Consider the following 16,849-nt stretch of genomic DNA (forward strand, 5'->3'; position numbering starts at 1 on the left):
GTTAATTTTTAAGTTTAGAAATAACATGAAATTTACTCAAAATCATAAGACTAGTCAAAAGATATTATTATCACAGTCATTAATATTTTAGTTAAATTCCTTCTCGTAGTAACAGTAATTTTAATATTTACATGTAACATTAATTCAAACGTAATTCTGAACCTTTCGATTGCCACTAAAGCCAATCGAAAGTGAAAAAATCTTTTCTAATTTTATGTCATTGCTAATGCAGTGAAGCAATCTGCTTATTTTTGAGTTCCAATTTAAAAGATTACTTCGTCCTACCTCCTCGTAATGACACTAATTAAACTTAGCCTTCTTACTCCCTTCATACATCACATACCTTACCAAACGCGACTCTAATTTAGCATTGTAAAGCTGTATTTTTCGTGAGGGACGTAATCCAACATGCTTCAAAGCCTCAAGGTTACTGGTAATAAACCAAGCATCGGTGCCTGGGTAGTTTTGTTTTAGGGTATCGCCAATATTTTTGTAAAACTGTTCCATATCGATATTTAAACGCTCACCGTACGGCGGATTAAATACCATGTGCAGTTTACCTGTTCCACCCTTTTGGGTTTTAAAGAAATCTTCGTGTTGTACGCTTATAAAATCGTCTAGCTGCGCGTTTTTAACATTGTCTTTGGCTTTAAAAACAGCACTCGGCGCTTTATCGTAACCTATTATTTTATAATGAAAATCGCGTGTTTTTTTAAGTAATGATTCTTCTATTTTCTCGAATAAATCAACATCCCAATCTTGCCAACGCTCAAAGGCAAATTCTTTACGCATTAGGTTTGGTGGTATGTTGCAGGCTATCATAGCAGCTTCAATTAGCATAGTACCCGAACCACACATAGGATCCATGAAATCGGATTGTCCGTCCCAACCCGATAGCATAATCATACCCGCCGCCAACACTTCATTTATTGGTGCAATATTAGTTGCGGTTTTATACCCGCGTTTGTGTAAAGAATCGCCCGAAGTATCCAATGAAATATTACAATGGTTTTTGCTTACATGCACGTTTATTTTAACATCTGGAAATTTTAAATCTACATTAGGACGTTGCCCCGTAGTATCTCTAAACTTATCCACAATGGCATCTTTAGTTTTTTGGGCTATAAATAAGGAATGTGAAAACAAATCGGAATGAATGGTAGCATCGACTGCCAAAGTACCTGTCGGTTTTAGGTATTGGCTCCAATCCATGGCGTAGATATTTTTATATAAATCGGTTTCGTTTTTTACTCGAAACGAATGGATAGGCTTTAAAATTTTAATTGCCGTACGCAACGCTAAATTGGCTTTGTACATAAACCCTTTATCGCCTACAAATGATACCATGCGCACACCTTTAGTTATATTTTGCGCACCGAGCTGTACCAATTCTTTCTCTAATAAATCTTCGAAGCCAAATAAGGTTTTGGCTATCATTTTAAAGTTTTCTTCCATCGTTTTTATAAAATACATTGCAAAAATAATGTAATTTTGCCCGAAACATAATGTTTACTGATAATTAGGTTAAGGATTGAAGTGGCATCCCCCGAATTTGTTCGGGGATATAACGAAATGTTTACATTCATGAGCTCCTTAAAATGAAAATAAAAAATTGTGAATAAAAGCCTGACCGCGCCTTAGCGTGGGAACCTCCAAAAAAAAACTATGACAAAACAGACTACCAAATGGTTTACTTCGTGGTTTAACACACCGTTTTACCATACTTTATACAAGGATAGAGATTCGGCCGAGGCACAAACATTTATGGATAACCTTACCCAGTATTTAAATATTCCTGAAGGTGGTTCTATTTTAGATTTAGCTTGCGGACGTGGCAGACATTCGCGCTATTTGAGTAGCTTAGGTTACAACGTTACAGGAGCCGATTTAAGCGAAAATAGCATTGCATTCGCCAAACAATTTGAGAATAGTAATTTGCATTTTGAGGTACACGACATGTGCCAGCCTACTGGTAGAACTTTTGACGCTGTGGTAAATTTGTTTACTAGTTTTGGGTATTTTGATAAAGATGAAGACAATCTAAATACGATAAAGGCAATTAAAGCCGATTTGAACGAAACTGGTTTTGGTGTCATCGATTTTATGAATAGCGATTACGTGATTGAAAACCTCGTACCTGAAGAAACAAAAACCGTTGACGGCATTACTTTTAACTTAAAACGTTTTGTTGAAAATGGTTATATTGTTAAAACGATTGCTTTTGAAAACGACGGTGAAAGCTATCAGTTTGAAGAACGTGTTAGAGCCTTTTCGTTGAAAGATTTTGAAACCTTATTCGACCAAGCCGATGCGTACTTATTGGATGTTTTTGGAGATTATAAATTGCGAAAATTTCACCCAAAAACATCGGAACGTTTAATTATGATTTTTAAATAAACCAATTGGCTGTTTTTGTGACCATTTTTTTAATGACTAACTTTATTTTACCCATACTTGCCGTTATTTTAGGTGTTATTTTGGCCTTTATTACCAAATCGCAAAAATCGTGGAACACCAAGCTCCTACTCTCGTTTAGTGGTGCTTTTTTGTTGGCATTAACGCTTTTTGAGTTGTTGCCAGAAGTGTATCATCATTTAGAGGCTAAACGCATTGGTTTGCTTATTATGTGCGGTATTTTGTTGCAAATTGTTTTGGAATTATTCTCGAAAGGTGCCGAACATGGGCACGTGCATATTCATAAAGATGAAGCCAATTTCCCATGGTTATTATTTATAAGTTTATGCATTCATAGTTTTTTAGAAGGCTTCCCAATACACGAACATAACGATATGGTTTACGGCGTTTTGGTTCACAAAATTCCTATTGCGACCTTAATTACCGTGTTTTTATTACACTCGAAGTTTACGAAATTACAAATGGGTTTATTTTTGCTTGTTTTTATGTTTATGACGCCTCTGGGAACACTTATTTCAAATTTATCGAATTTACAGGAAAGTACTGTTTTAAGCATCAATGCGATGGTAATTGGTATATTTTTTCATATTTCGACCACCATTTTATTTGAAAGTAGCGACGGACATAAATTTAATGTTTCAAAATTTGTCGCTATTATTTTAGGGGTTGCTGTGGCTTATTTGATGTAATTTTTTTGTCATTCCGCGCTTGATGCGGAATCCATAAATCATGTATAATCGACAATATAGTTTTTATGTTTATATTCTTTCAAACAAAAAGAATGGCACGCTCTATATTGGAATGACAAATGATTTAGAAAGGCGTATGTTTGAACATAAAAATAAACTTGTTGAAGGTTTTACTAAAAAATATAGTTTAAACAAACTCATCTATTTAGAACATTTTCAATATGTTAATGATGCTATTAAAAGAGAAAAACAGTTAAAAAACTGGAAAAGACAATGGAAAATTGGTTTGATTGAAAAAGATAACGCTGATTGGAAAGATTTATCTTCCGATTGGTTTAACTAAAATGGATTCTGCGTCGTAGCGCAGAATGACAAAACGAGAACATATGTTTAGCAAAGAAGAATCAAGAATATTACGACAAGAATTCTGGACCAGTTTTGGAAAATCGTTTCCAAGAAAATGGATTTTATACGATACAAAATTAAAAGGCTTCAGTTTTAAATTTCATTTCGATACCAAAAGTGCTTTAGTCGCGCTGGATGTGGAAGACGATTTGGAATTCCGCATTAAATATTGGGAAAAATTAGAAGCTTTAAAATCGATTTTAAAAGATGATTTTTTACCCGATGCCATTTTTGAGGAAGAATATTTTTTAGAAAACCACAAAGAAGTTTCTAGAATTTACGTGTCTTTAAATGAAAAAGTGTCTATTCACAATAAAAATACTTGGCAAGTGGTTATGGAATTCTTCAATGAAAACATGAGTCTTTTTGAAGCCTTTTTTGAAGACTATAAAGATGTTATTGAAGGGTAGTGTCATTGCGAATTACGCCCTAGCGTAATGTGGCAATCTCATTAAATTAAAGGGTTACTTCGTCGTTACACGCCTCGTAATGACTAATTAAACCAATTTCGCCATTAACAAATCGTCCATAACAAAGCCATTTCCTATATCGGTAACTAACTCACCTGTTTTTTTAAACCCAATCTTTTCGTAGGCTTTAATGGAATTACTGTTATCACGGTTTACAGTAAGTCTAATTTTAGGCAAGTTTAAACGTGCTGCTTCAGCTTCTATAAATTGTATGGCGCTTTTGCCTATACCCTTTCCTCTATAGTCATATAACACATAAATTTTACTCAAAAATAAAGCTTCAACTTCTGGTTTTATGGCGATATAGCCTACGGTCTTTTGATTAAAATTGAGCAAATAATAACAATATCCAGTTTCAACTTGTTCAGTAATAGCGGGAACCGATTGATACTTTTCAAGCATATAATCTACCTGAGCTTTACCAATTATTGGTGTGTAATGGTGTTCCCAAATGGTACGCCCTAAAGTTTCTATTGTTATGTAATCGGATTTGTTTTCCGCTGAAATAATACGAATCATTTTAAATAATATATAAGTAAACCATTAAAAAGTGAAACACCGCTCCAGCCAACACAAATACATGCCAAATAACATGATTAAACGGTATTTTCTCGATGGCATAAAACACAATGCCGCCTGTATAAGCTAATCCTCCCGCAAATAAGAGCCAAATGCCACTATCTCCAATTTGTTGCACCAAATAACTATAATCGAACACCACTAACCAGCCCATTACCAAATACAAAAGTGTTGAAAACACTTCAAACTTTCCTGTAAAGAATAGTTTTAAAATGAGTCCGAAAGCTGCAATACCCCAAACCAAATAAAACAAGAGCCATCCCTTGCTAGCATCGAGCGCAATTAAACATACGGGTGTGTAAGTTCCCGCAATTAAAATGTAAATGCTAATGTGATCTAAAATTCTAAAATAGTGTTTACGCTTTTCATTGCGCATCGCATGATAAAAGGTTGAAGCCGTAAACAACACGATTATTGATATACCATAAACCACCACACTAAATAAACTCCAAGTGGTTTTTTCGGTGTTATGCAACACTAAAAGGATTAAGGCTACGATACCAAAAATGGCACCAATGGCGTGCGAAACCGCATTTAGTTTTTCCTCGAAAGGTGTTTGAATACGCATTATTCTGCTTTAGGTTCTTTTGAATTTAACCACTTATCGGTGAGATCGTAAAAATCGAAATCTAATGCCGATTTCTGGCGTTCTAAGCGTCCGCTTTGGAAGTTGCGTTGCAAGATATCTTCAATTAAATAATCTTCTTTTTCGTTAAACGGATCGAACTCCCGCTTTAATGAAATATCAAACATACTTGCTGTGGTATTGTACCAAAAGGCCCGCCATCCATTGCGAAGTTCTTTAACTAAATCGAAAGCTGTAATTCCGGTTTGTCTGTGAATCAGTTTTACTAAAATCTGACCTTCGGTACGTGAAAATTTCTTTAATTCTTCCGAAAATTCACCTTCAATATATTTCTGAACACGTTTGGTATATCGTTTTTTATCGCGACTTTTAGTAAGTGTCGCTAAACGTGTATTCATAGAATCTAAACGGTCTGCGGCTAACTTAGCATATGGGTAGACTTTCAAGGTCTTTCGGCGTAAAATCAAATAGCGTATTCTATCTTCTCTACTATCAAACTTCAACTTATGCAATAGCATCACCTCATCTAAATCGATAGTAGTTTGCGGAATGGAATCGCCTTTTATAATTAGGTAAGTTGTTTCGGTGGTGTCTTGCTCGGTTTCAGTTACCTGAGCCACCATCAAAAACGGACAAATTAGGAATAAATACTTTAAATAGTTCATCTGTAAAATACTGGAGCATTCACTATGCCAAAATTACTAATTTACACTCTGGAAAACATTTTTTTTCTATTTATATTATTATTTTAGTGCAAAACTTTATTAAATGACAAGCAAAAGCATACTGAATGAAAAGTCTATGGACTTTTTAGAAAAATATTTGAATAATGCTGCTCCAACAGGTTATGAATGGACGGGGCAAAAACTATGGATGGATTACCTAAAACCTTATGTAGATGAGTTTATTACCGATACCTACGGTACTGCCGTTGGTGTTATAAATCCAGATGCAAAATACAAAGTGGTTATCGAAGGACATGCTGATGAGATTTCGTGGTACGTGAATTATATTTCGGATAATGGTTTAATTTATGTGATTAGAAATGGCGGTAGCGATCACCAAATTGCACCTAGTAAAGTGGTTAATATTCATACTAAAAACGGCATTGTAAAAGGTGTTTTTGGATGGCCAGCGATTCACACACGTAGCCGAACTAACGAAGAACCACCAAAACCAGACAATATAACCATTGATGTTGGTGCCAAGGATAAAGCCGAAGTAGAAAGTATGGGCATTCACGTGGGTTGTGTTATTACTTATCCTGACGAATTCCATATTTTAAACGGTGATAAATTTGTTTGTCGCGCTTTAGATAACCGCATGGGCGGATTCATGATTGCAGAAGTAGCGCGCTTACTTAAAGAAAACAACAAAACCTTACCATTTGGACTTTACATCACCAATTCGGTACAAGAAGAAATAGGATTACGCGGTGCGGAAATGATTACCCAAACCATTAAACCTAACGTAGCAATTGTTACCGATGTTACGCACGATACGACAACACCAATGATTGAAATGAAAAAAGAAGGTCATTTAGAAATTGGTAAAGGTCCTGTTGTTGCTTATGCGCCTGCAGTACAACAAAAATTACGCGATTTAATTACCGATACGGCTGAAGCTAAAGACATTCCTTTTCAACGTTCGGCATTATCGCGCGCTACCGGAACCGATACCGATGCTTTTGCTTACAGCAATGGCGGTGTAGCTTCGGCACTTATTTCATTGCCACTACGCTACATGCATACTACCGTAGAAATGGTACACAAAAGTGATGTTGAAAACGTGATAAAATTAATTTACGAAACGCTGCTTAACATTAAAGACGGCGATACGTTTAGTTATTTTGAATAACATTTAAATTCCCGCGAAAGCGGGAATCTTTTTTATTGGAACTTATCTTATCAACAAACAATAGAACATCAAAAGAACTTTATTAAGTTTCTTAACAAGGTTCTAACTGATTCAATTTACATGGACGAACTCATAGACATCGTAGACCAAAACGGCAACCCAACTGGCGAAACTGCATTAAAATCGGTTATTCATGCCAAAGGGTTATTTCACAATACGGCGCATTTATGGCTTTACACAAAAAACGGCGATATTTTATTATCGCAACGCAGTGCTAAAAAACTTATTTGTCCGTTACTTTGGGATGTTTCGGTTGCTGGACATATAGATGCGGGCGAAACTGCAGAACAAGCCACCGTTAGAGAAACTCATGAAGAAATAGGTTTAAAGATAAACGAAGCCGATTTAGAAAAAATTGGTGTTTTTGAATGTTTTCAATCGTACGATAACGGTATTCAAGACAACGAATTCCACAACACCTTTATAGCCGAATTTACTTCAACCCTAAATCAACTTACTCCACAACCCGAAGAAGTCGATGCCTTAAAACTGGTTACACTTCAAGAATTTAAAACCTTAATAAAAACATTAGGCAATAACGACAATCATTTTGTTCCTAGTAACAAAAAATACTACGAACTTGTTTGTCATAAAATTGAAGAAAAACTTAGCTAAATGAGTTTATTACTTACGGCCATCGCTCCTATTTTTGTTATTATAATCTACATTTATACCCGCGATTTATACGAAAAAGAGCCAACAAAACTCTTAATTATTAGTTTTCTATTCGGAGCTATCGCCAGTATTATAATTACCACAATACTGTATTATGCCTTCAATATTGTGTTACCACTAACCAATGAGACGAGCATTATCCAGCAATTTATTCAAGCCTTTTTTGTTGTTGGTTTAAGTGAAGAATTTAGCAAATACATTATTGTACGCTACTATGCACAGCCTAAACCCGATTTTAACGAACCTTTTGATGGCATTGTTTACGCTGTAATGGTTTCTATGGGTTTTGCAGCTACCGAAAATGTATTCTATGTTTTAGAAGGTGGTTACCAAGTGGCATTTTTAAGAGCATTCACAGCAGTACCTGCGCACGCAACCTTTGGTATTTTAATGGGCTTTTTAATGGGCAAAGCGAAGTTCTCTAAAAACCGAATTCTATTGAATTTAAGCGGGTTATTTCTTGCTGTATTATTTCATGGTGCTTACGATTTCTTTTTGTTTATAGACTTTGTTCCTGGTATTTGGGTGGGCGTATTTATATCGCTTTTTATTGGGATTTTGCTTTCGCGGAAGGCTATAAAACAACATCAAAAAAATTCAAATTTTAAAGATGTCATTTAAATTCAAAGGCATCTTATTTTGCCCTATTTTTTTTCATATATTTATAATTATCAACTTCTTACTATTATAAAACATGAAAAAATTACTTTTCTCAATGGTATTAGTACTTTTCTGTATTAATACTTTTTCGCAAACCCAAGAAGAAATGGAAGCATGGCAAAAAAACATGACTCCCGGAAAATACCACGAATGGTTATCAACTATGAATGGTGAATGGCATGCTAAAATAAAAATGTGGATGGACCCTACGCAACCAGCAACAGAATCGGAGGCTTCAACCACAAACGAAATGATTTTAAATGGTTTGTACCAACGCTCTAGCCATAGTGGCGAAATGATGGGAATGCCTTTTATGGGTGAAAGCATTACTGGTTACGATATTGCTAAAAAAGAATTTATTGCAACCTGGATTGATAACTTTGGAAGCAGCATTATGCTTATGAAAGGCCAGCTAGATGAAGCAACAAACACCTTAGTACTCGAGGGAGATATGTTCGATCCGGCTAGCGAACAAACCATAAAAGTGAAAGAGGTTTTTAAAATTTTAACCGAAGATTCTCATAAATTTGAAATGTTTATGATTATGGACGGACAAGAAATTAAAAACATGGAAATTTTATATTCCAAGAAAAAGTAATTAAACTAAAAAAGAGTTCTCACGCATTTGAGAACTCTTTAAAGAGAGAGTAGTTTGTACAACGTTGCTATTAAAATTGTAAATCGGCTACTAAATCGAATTCATCGTAAATAGCTTTATCTTTTAAATCGTCGAAAAAGCTTGTAGAACCGTAACGTACATCGTATTTAGTTCTATCTACTTTTAAAGCCGCTGTAGCTTTACTACCATAAATTGATATTTTAAAATCAACTGGATTAGTTTTTCCTTTAATGGTTAAATCACCTTTTACTTCGTAAGCATTTTTACCAGAGGCTTTTACTTTTGTAAATACTAAAGTTGCTGTTGGGTGTGCTTCTACTCCAAAGAAATCATCAGATTTTAAGTGACCATCTAATTGTCCTTTATAGTCACCTTCTAAATCTGTTGCACCAATAGTAGTCATATCTACCACAAACTCGCCACCTACTAATTTATCTGCTTCAAAGGTTAACGAGCCTGATTTTATGGCAATTGTTCCTTCGTGAGAACCGGTAACTTTGTAACCTTTCCACACTAATTGGCTTTCATCGGTTTTAATTGATTTTTTTTGTGCTTGCACAGAGAATGTAGCAAAAGCAACTATAACAAATGCTGTTAAGCTTTTAACTGAATGTTTCATTTTTTATAGGTTTAAAATGTATTAAAATTTATATGGCAAAGATGCAACCATTGTACAACCTATAAAATGAAGTAGATTATTAAATAATATTAAACTAGTTTAACTTTTATTGTTCTAATAGTATTTGGCTTTTTATTTTACTGAGGAATTCCTTAGTAATACCAAGGTATGAAGCTAACATATACTGCGGAATACGTTGTTCTATTTTAGGGTACTGATTTCTAAAATACAAGTAACGTTCTTTAGCAGGAAGGCTAAAATTACGTATTAATCGTTTTTGAAGTGATACGAAACCGCGCTGAATTATAATCCTAAAAAAACGTTCTAATTTTGGAATTTCTTTGCACAAGGTTTCCATATCATGATAATCGAACATAGCCACTTGGGTTTTCTCTAAACATTGTACATTAAAATCGGCGGCAGTTTGTGTGATAAAACTACCCATATCCGATGCCCACCAATCTTCAATAGAAAACATCATAATATGTTCTTGCCCATCATCATCGGCATAAAACGTTTTGGTACAACCCGAAATTACAAAACATTGAAATTTACAAACATCACCTTGCTGTATTATAAACTGATTTTTTAAATACGTTCTAAAAATTACTTTCTGCGTTAGTAATGCTTCTTCGTCTGGAGTAAGATCTATTTCCTTTTTTATATAATTTAGAAGTGGTTGTATTTCCATGTTCCAAAGATAGTTTAAGTATCAAATTTACCAATTATAAGATTATGTTAATAAATGACAAATATGATTTTGGCTAAAGTATTTAATCTAATTTTGCCGCATGCAAAAACCTCAAGAATTTAAGTTTGAATTTGTGGCCTTAATGGCTTCATTAATGTCTATCGTTGCCCTATCTATTGATGCCCTTTTACCTGCAATTCCTGAAATAGGTAATACTTTAAATGTAACCGACCCAAGTAAAAATCAATTATTAATTACCATGATTTTTTTAGGTATTGGTTGCGGACAATTAGTTTTAGGGCCATTATCGGATAGTTTTGGACGAAAACCCATAGTTTACGTGGGATTTGTAATTTTTATAATTGCCAGTATTTTTTGTTTAACTACCGAAAGTTTTACGATAATGATTATTGGACGAACCTTGCAAGGGTTTGGTTTAGCTTCGGCACGAACTATTAGTATTTCTATGGTTCGCGATCAATTTGAAGGTGATTATATGGCTAAAATCATCTCGATTATCGTTATGTTTTTTCTACTAATTCCAGTAATAGCACCAACTTTGGGCCAGTTCTTATTTCATTTATTTAATTGGGAATCTATATTTTATTTCAACCTCATATTTGGTGTTGGTATTATGGTTTGGTTTTGGTTAAGACAACCTGAAACATTAGCAAAAGCAAATCGTATTAAGTTTTCGTCGAGTCTATACATCGATGGTACAAAAAAGTTTTTTAAAAGTGGAGAAGCTGTGGCTTACACCTTTATTTCTGGTTTTATTACAGGATCGTTTATGGTGTATTTAAGTACGTCGCAACAAATCTTCCAAGAACAATATAAACTGGCAGAAATGTTCCCTTATATTTTTGCGAGTTTAGCTATTTCTATTGGTTTAGCCACCTTTTTAAACAGTCGTTTGGTAGAGCGTTTTGGTATGTTTAATATCGCTTTTAAAGCTTGTGTTGCTTATGCTGCAATTTCATTATTATTTGTAGTATTATTTTTTAATGGCAACAACCCCAATATTTATATTTTAATTGGCTTTTTTGCTTTACAATTTTTTGCTGTAGGTTTCCTTTTTGGAAATTTACGCGCCTTAGCAATGCAACCACTTGGGCATATTGCTGGCATTGGTGCAGCTGTAAATGGTTTTTTATCTACCGTGTTAGCAGTGCCTATCGCTAATTTTATTGGTACTTATGTAAAAACATCGGTGTTACCTTTATTTTTAGGGTTTTCCTTTTTCGGAATCTTATCGGTACTTGTTTTTTTAGGCTTAAAAAGAAAGCAAAAAAGAGCTTTAGCTAACGCTTAAAATTACCTTTATTTATTACTTTTATGATTTAAAAACAATTAAACTTTAAATCATGAAAATAATAGGTATTGGAAAGAACTACGTTAATGATAAATCTGAAATTGATGCTGTAAAAACGGGGTTTCAAACCATTTTTGTAAAAGCCAATTCTACTTTAGTAACCAATAACGCCGATATTCCTTTTCCAGCCATAACAGAACAATTAGCTTATGAAGTTGAGCTTGTTGCGAAAATAGGAAAGCAAGGAAAAAATATTTTAGAAGCTGATGCAGAATCATACATTTCTGAAATAGCCGTTGGTATCGATTATACTGCTAAAGATGTTCTAGCCAAAAGCAGGGAAAGTAAAGGGCCTTGGGCACTAGCAAAAGGTTTTGATGGAGCTTCACCAATATCGAACTTTAAACCTATTAGCGCATTTCCTGATTTAAATAATATAAATTTCGATTTAAAAATTAATGGTGAATCAAAACAAATAGGTAATTCTAGCTTAATGATTTATAATTTTAGCGAAATTATTTCTTTTGTTTCTCAATATATGACTTTAGAACCTGGTGATATTATATTTTCTGGAACGCCAGCTTCAGGAGCTGGTTTAAACATAAAAGGCGACCAATTACAAGCTTCAATTGAAGGCGAATTATTACTAGATTTTAAATTAGTTTAATACCTTTCAGTTTAGAATGTCATTATGAAAAACTCTATTGCAGAGCGTGTAGCCGATTTTTTTAATAAGTATCCGCCCTTTAATATGATTAATACTTCCGATTTACTAAAAATCGCTTCCGAAGTCAATATCATGTATTTAGAAAAAGGCGATACAGTGTTTAATCAAGGAGATCATTTTAACGAACATTTCTACATGGTTAGAGATGGTGCCATCACATTGCATTACAATCTTAATGGCGTTGAAAAAAACTTAAACATAAACGATGTGGGCGATGTTTTTGGCGTTCGCCCACTTATTGCCAAAGAAAATTATAAACTAACAGCAACCGCTAACGAAGAATCTATTGTGTATGCCGTACCAATTGCGATTTTTCAATCGGTAACAGATAACAACGCAAAAGTTTATAAATATTTAATTACAGCCTTCGCTACAAATGCTTACGACCCTTATACCGCTGAAGAAAACGCCGAAGTTTTTGTAGATTATATACCTACCACATCCAACGATATTGTTAATTTTCAAACTGCAGAATATACCAAGAACCCAGTTACCTGCAAAGAAAATACTATTATTCGTGATGCCGCTATTAAAATGAGTACGCTAAAAATTGGTTGTATTATTGTAACGAACAGCAAGAAGCATCCGGTTGGTATGATTACAAATAGCGATATAAAAAATAAAATTGCTACTGGTAAATTCCCTATTGAAACTGTGGTTACCGATATTATGACTTCGCCCGTTATAACCAGTAAACCCGACATTACTGTCGCCGATGGCCAATTACAAATGATTAAAAATAGTATTGGGCATTTATGCATTACAAAAGATGGTACTACAAATTCTGAGGCTATAGGTATTTTAACACATCATGACGTGTTAGTTACCTTAGGAAATAATCCTTCGGTGATTTTAAAAGAAATTAAACGTGCTAACCGAACTAAAAAACTAAGAACAGCGCGCTTAAAAGCAAATACGCTCCTTAAAAGTTATTTAGAGCAAAACATACCTATTTCGCATATTGTGAAAATTATGGCGCAAATTAACGATGCTGTAACCCACAAAGCCATTGAAATTGCCGTAAGTAAAATGGCTACAGAACCACCAGTTTCGTTTGCGTGGTTAGCATTAGGTAGCCAAGGGAGACGTGAACAATTATTGTTTACCGACCAAGATAACGCTTTAATTTTTGAAGATGTTCCTGAAGCCGATTACGAAAAAACTAAAACCTATTTCTTAGAACTTGCCAAACGTGTTACCGAACGATTAAATAAAATTGGATTTGAATATTGTGAAGCTGATATGATGGCAAGCAACCCCGAATGGTGTAAATCGGTTAGCGAATGGCAAGAGCAATTTAAAAATTGGATTTTAGAACCCGATGAAAAGGCGGTACTGCTTTCATCTATATTTTTCGATTATAGTTATATTTATGGAAACGACACCTTAGTTGATACTTTAACTGATACTATTTTTGAAACCATCGATCAAACCTCTTTATTTTTTAAATATTTAGGAAGAGATGCCATAAAAAGTCCGTCGCCAGTTGGTTTCTTTAAACAATTTTTGGTGGAGCAAAACGGCGAGCAAAAAGATTTATTTAATATAAAAAACCGTGCTTTAATGCCACTTATTGATTCGGCAAGATTACTTGTTTTAATAAATAAAGTAAAAGGTATTAACAATACGGCAGAACGTTACGAAAAAATGGCAGAATTAGAGCCTGAAAACAAAGAACTCTATCACTCCTGCTCTTATGCTTTTAAAGCGCTTTCAAAATTTAAAGCCAGACAAGGTTTATTGCATAAAAACTCTGGAAAGTTTATTGAATTAGAAAGTTTAACAAAAGAAGAAAAACTAAAACTACGCCGCTGTTTTAAACCCATTAACGAAATACAAGAAACCTTAAAATTTAAATTCGATTTAAAAAACTTTGGCTAAATATGGTGTTCAATTGGTTTAAGAGAAAAAAAAATGAGGTGAATTATCCCGACTTTTGGTTGGAATATTTAAACACATTCAAATCAAAAAAAAGAGGTATTATACAAGAAACGCGTTTTGTTGCTTTCGATACTGAAACTACTGGTTTTGATTCAAAAACCGATCGTATTTTATCAATTGGAGCCGTTTCTATAACGGGTAAAACAATTCAAGTCAATCAAAGTTTAGAAATATACATAGAACAAGATGTTTTTAAACCCGAAACTGTTAAAATTCATGGTTTACTAAAAAAAGGATCGTTACAAAAAATAACTGAAATCGAAGCTATAAAACTATTTTTAGACTATATAAAAGATGCTGTTCTAGTCGCGCATCATGCGGGTTTCGATAAAAAAATGGTAAACGAAATGCTAATAAGAAACGGTTTAGATAAACTAAAAAACCGTTTTATAGACACGGGTATTTTATACAACAAATCGAAACATATTATTTATCGCGATAATTTAAAGGAACACTATAGTTTAGACGATTTATCTGATGAGTTAAACGTAACCAAAGAAGATAGGCACACCGCCAGTGGCGATGCGCTTATTACTGCTATGGTATTTTTAAAAATTTTAGCGCGCTTAGATAAACGTAAAAATCTAAAATGGGGCTATTTATTGGGGCGCTAATTACAACGCCTCATCCATTATACCTTGAACAATTTCAGGGTTTAGCAAGGTACTTGTATCGCCTAAATTACTGGTATCTTTACAAGCTATTTTGCGCAGAATACGACGCATGATTTTACCACTTCGGGTTTTAGGTAAACCTGCTGTAAATTGTATTTTATCCAATTTGGCAATAGGTCCAATTTGCTCTGTAATTAATTGATTAATTTCCTTACGCAAGTTATTTTGATCTCTACTTTCTCCCGTTTCTTTTAAAGTAACATAGCCGTAAAGGGCATTACCTTTAATGTCATGAGGAAAACCAACAATAGCACTTTCTGCAACTGCTGGATGCTCGTTTATAGCATCTTCAATTGGTGCGGTTCCTAAATTATGGCCAGAAACAATAATAACATCGTCAACACGACCTGTAATACGATAATAACCAACTTCGTCGCGTAGTGCGCCATCACCCGTAAAATATTTATTTTCAAACGCTGAAAAATAGGTGTCTTTGTAACGTTGATGATTCCCCCAAATGGTTCGTGCCATACTTGGCCAAGGGAACTTAACACACAAGCGTCCATCGACTTGATTACCTTTAATTTCTTGCCCGTTTTCATCCATTAAAGCAGGCTGAATACCAATAAACGGCAAAGTTGCATAAGTTGGTTTCGTTGGTGTTACAAACGGAATTGGAGAAATCATTATGCCTCCTGTTTCGGTTTGCCACCACGTATCAACTATTGGTGATTTTTTCTTTCCAACGTTATCGTCGTACCAATGCCATGCTTCTTCATTAATTGGTTCACCTACTGTTCCTAGAACTTTCAATGAGGTTAAATCATGCTTTTCTAAATGGTCAACACCTTCCTTGGCTAAAGCACGAATAGCTGTTGGTGCTGTGTAAAATTGATTGACTTTGTGTTTCTCGACAATTTCCCAAAAACGACCAAAATCTGGGTAACTTGGCACGCCTTCAAACATAACAGACGTAGCACCGTTACATAAAGGCCCGTAAACAATATAACTATGGCCTGTAATCCAGCCAATATCTGCAGTACACCAATACACATCTTTTTCGCGGTATTGAAATACGTTTTTAAATGTATAAGCGGTATAAACCATATAGCCAGCAGTGGTGTGTACCATACCTTTTGGTTTTCCTGTAGAACCGGATGTATAAAGAATAAACAACGGATCTTCAGCATTCATAATTTCGGCTTTACATACATCGCTAGCGTCATCTAAAAGTGGTTGTAACCAGTGGTCTCGACCTGCTTTCATTTCAATTTCTGAATGGATACGTTTTGCTACTAAAACCGAATTTACACCTTGGCAATCTTCTAAGGCATCATCTACAATACCTTTTAAATCGATGGTTTTAGAGCCACGATACGATCCATCACTAGTAATAACCATTTTACAATCGCTATCGTTAATTCGTGTGGCTAATGCCGATGATGAAAATCCTGCGAACACAACCGAATGAATAGCTCCAATTCTAGCACAAGCTAATACTGAAATTGCCAATTCAGGAATCATTGGTAAATAAATACAAACGCGATCGCCCTTTTTAACACCTTGAGATTTTAAAACATTAGCGAATTTACAAACACGCTGATGCAACTGACTGTAAGTTATATGTTCGGCTTCTTCATCTGGATTATTGGGTTCAAATAAAATCGCTGTTTTATCGCCTCGAGTGGCTAAATGCCTATCGATACAATTTTCGGTAATGTTAAGCTGTGCACCTTCAAACCATTTTACTTCGGGTTTACTAAAGTCCCAACTTAAAACCTTGTCCCATTTTTTACGCCACATAAAATGCTCTTCGGCTATTTCTTCCCAGAAGTTTTCTGGCTCTCTTATTGATTTTCTGTAGACTTGATAATACTCTTCTAAGTGCTTTATGTGGTAATTACTCATGAATTATTTAGTTTTTATTTCG

General features: G+C 34.5%; 19 protein-coding genes. 12 read left to right on the top strand and 7 right to left on the bottom strand.

The genetic code is table 11. From position 1 onward, the window contains the following. Window positions 1-300: 300 nt before the first annotated feature. Window positions 301-1,455, bottom strand: a complete 1,155-nt coding sequence (locus tag PK35_RS01120; protein ID WP_044624812.1) for a THUMP domain-containing class I SAM-dependent RNA methyltransferase — start codon at window positions 1,453-1,455, stop codon at window positions 301-303. A gap of 210 nt (window positions 1,456-1,665) precedes the next feature. On the opposite strand from PK35_RS01120, the gene PK35_RS01125 reads away from it, so the two are divergent. Genes PK35_RS01125 through PK35_RS01140 form a run of 4 tightly spaced genes read left to right on the top strand, consistent with a single transcriptional unit; the run spans window position 1,666 to window position 3,919 of the window. Continuing rightward, window positions 1,666-2,397, top strand: a complete 732-nt coding sequence (locus tag PK35_RS01125; protein WP_044624813.1) for a class I SAM-dependent methyltransferase — start codon at window positions 1,666-1,668, stop codon at window positions 2,395-2,397. 32 nt (window positions 2,398-2,429) lie between these two features. Next, window positions 2,430-3,104 carry a ZIP family metal transporter gene (locus PK35_RS01130; protein WP_044624814.1) on the top strand — a complete coding sequence of 225 codons (675 nt, stop codon included), beginning with the start codon at window positions 2,430-2,432 and terminating at the stop codon, window positions 3,102-3,104. A 40-nt stretch (window positions 3,105-3,144) separates the two neighbouring features. Then, on the top strand, window positions 3,145-3,447 hold the full coding sequence (locus PK35_RS01135) for a GIY-YIG nuclease family protein (protein WP_044624815.1): 303 nt from the start codon (window positions 3,145-3,147) through the stop codon (window positions 3,445-3,447). A 43-nt stretch (window positions 3,448-3,490) separates the two neighbouring features. Then, complete coding sequence (locus tag PK35_RS01140) at window positions 3,491-3,919, top strand: DUF4268 domain-containing protein (protein WP_044625195.1); 429 nt, start codon at window positions 3,491-3,493, stop codon at window positions 3,917-3,919. A gap of 87 nt (window positions 3,920-4,006) precedes the next feature. Here PK35_RS01140 and PK35_RS01145 read toward each other — a convergent pair whose 3' ends face one another. From PK35_RS01145 to PK35_RS01155, 3 genes are read right to left on the bottom strand one after another with little or no spacing between them, the layout of a single operon-like run. Then, complete coding sequence (locus PK35_RS01145) at window positions 4,007-4,498, bottom strand: GNAT family N-acetyltransferase (protein ID WP_044624816.1); 492 nt, start codon at window positions 4,496-4,498, stop codon at window positions 4,007-4,009. Window position 4,499: 1 nt separating this feature from the next. Further along, entirely contained in the window at window positions 4,500-5,126 is a 627-nt protein-coding gene (gene trhA / locus PK35_RS01150) for a PAQR family membrane homeostasis protein TrhA (RefSeq protein WP_044624817.1), read from the bottom strand. Next, the gene (locus PK35_RS01155) at window positions 5,126-5,809 is read right to left on the bottom strand and encodes a DUF4294 domain-containing protein (RefSeq protein WP_044624818.1); all 684 of its coding nucleotides are present in this window, start codon (window positions 5,807-5,809) and stop codon (window positions 5,126-5,128) included. Before PK35_RS01155 ends, trhA begins: the two co-directional genes overlap by 1 nt. Window positions 5,810-5,912: 103 nt before the next feature. Here PK35_RS01155 and PK35_RS01160 point away from each other — a divergent pair, with 103 nt between their 5' ends. The 4 genes from PK35_RS01160 (at window position 5,913) to PK35_RS01175 (ending at window position 8,994) form a co-directional block, all read left to right on the top strand. Then, complete coding sequence (locus PK35_RS01160; RefSeq protein ID WP_044624819.1) at window positions 5,913-7,001, top strand: M42 family metallopeptidase; 1,089 nt, start codon at window positions 5,913-5,915, stop codon at window positions 6,999-7,001. Window positions 7,002-7,121: 120 nt separating this feature from the next. Continuing rightward, the gene (locus PK35_RS01165; protein WP_044624820.1) at window positions 7,122-7,676 is read left to right on the top strand and encodes an NUDIX hydrolase; all 555 of its coding nucleotides are present in this window, start codon (window positions 7,122-7,124) and stop codon (window positions 7,674-7,676) included. Further along, window positions 7,677-8,357 carry a PrsW family intramembrane metalloprotease gene (locus PK35_RS01170; RefSeq protein WP_044624821.1) on the top strand — a complete coding sequence of 227 codons (681 nt, stop codon included), beginning with the start codon at window positions 7,677-7,679 and terminating at the stop codon, window positions 8,355-8,357. Window positions 8,358-8,430: 73 nt separating this feature from the next. Then, a complete protein-coding gene (locus tag PK35_RS01175) occupies window positions 8,431-8,994 on the top strand; it encodes a DUF1579 domain-containing protein (RefSeq protein WP_044624822.1) in 564 nt (187 codons plus the stop codon). 70 nt (window positions 8,995-9,064) lie between these two features. Here the strand turns inward: PK35_RS01175 and PK35_RS01180 are convergent, their stop codons facing one another. Both PK35_RS01180 and PK35_RS01185 read right to left on the bottom strand, forming a co-directional pair. Beyond that, window positions 9,065-9,634 (bottom strand): YceI family protein, encoded by a 570-nt coding sequence (locus PK35_RS01180; protein ID WP_044624823.1) that lies wholly within the window; start codon window positions 9,632-9,634, stop codon window positions 9,065-9,067. 106 nt (window positions 9,635-9,740) lie between these two features. Further along, entirely contained in the window at window positions 9,741-10,325 is a 585-nt protein-coding gene (locus tag PK35_RS01185) for a Crp/Fnr family transcriptional regulator (protein WP_044624824.1), read from the bottom strand. Between the two features lie 100 nt (window positions 10,326-10,425). Here PK35_RS01185 and PK35_RS01190 point away from each other — a divergent pair, with 100 nt between their 5' ends. From PK35_RS01190 to PK35_RS01205, 4 genes are read left to right on the top strand one after another with little or no spacing between them, the layout of a single operon-like run. After that, window positions 10,426-11,637, top strand: a complete 1,212-nt coding sequence (locus tag PK35_RS01190; protein WP_044624825.1) for a multidrug effflux MFS transporter — start codon at window positions 10,426-10,428, stop codon at window positions 11,635-11,637. 52 nt (window positions 11,638-11,689) lie between these two features. Beyond that, window positions 11,690-12,304, top strand: coding sequence for a fumarylacetoacetate hydrolase family protein (locus tag PK35_RS01195; RefSeq protein WP_044624826.1), 615 nt, complete (start codon window positions 11,690-11,692; stop codon window positions 12,302-12,304). Window positions 12,305-12,328: 24 nt separating this feature from the next. Further along, the gene (locus tag PK35_RS01200) at window positions 12,329-14,245 is read left to right on the top strand and encodes a DUF294 nucleotidyltransferase-like domain-containing protein (protein ID WP_044624827.1); all 1,917 of its coding nucleotides are present in this window, start codon (window positions 12,329-12,331) and stop codon (window positions 14,243-14,245) included. Between the two features lie 38 nt (window positions 14,246-14,283). Further along, entirely contained in the window at window positions 14,284-14,919 is a 636-nt protein-coding gene (locus PK35_RS01205) for a 3'-5' exonuclease (RefSeq protein WP_238320849.1), read from the top strand. Here the strand turns inward: PK35_RS01205 and acs are convergent, their stop codons facing one another. Beyond that, window positions 14,920-16,827 carry an acetate--CoA ligase gene (gene acs, locus PK35_RS01210; RefSeq protein ID WP_044624829.1) on the bottom strand — a complete coding sequence of 636 codons (1,908 nt, stop codon included), beginning with the start codon at window positions 16,825-16,827 and terminating at the stop codon, window positions 14,920-14,922. Window positions 16,828-16,849 lie beyond the last annotated feature (22 nt).

This window comes from Neotamlana nanhaiensis, from assembly GCF_000943555.1.
GTDB classification, from domain to species: Bacteria; Bacteroidota; Bacteroidia; order Flavobacteriales; family Flavobacteriaceae; genus Neotamlana; species Neotamlana nanhaiensis.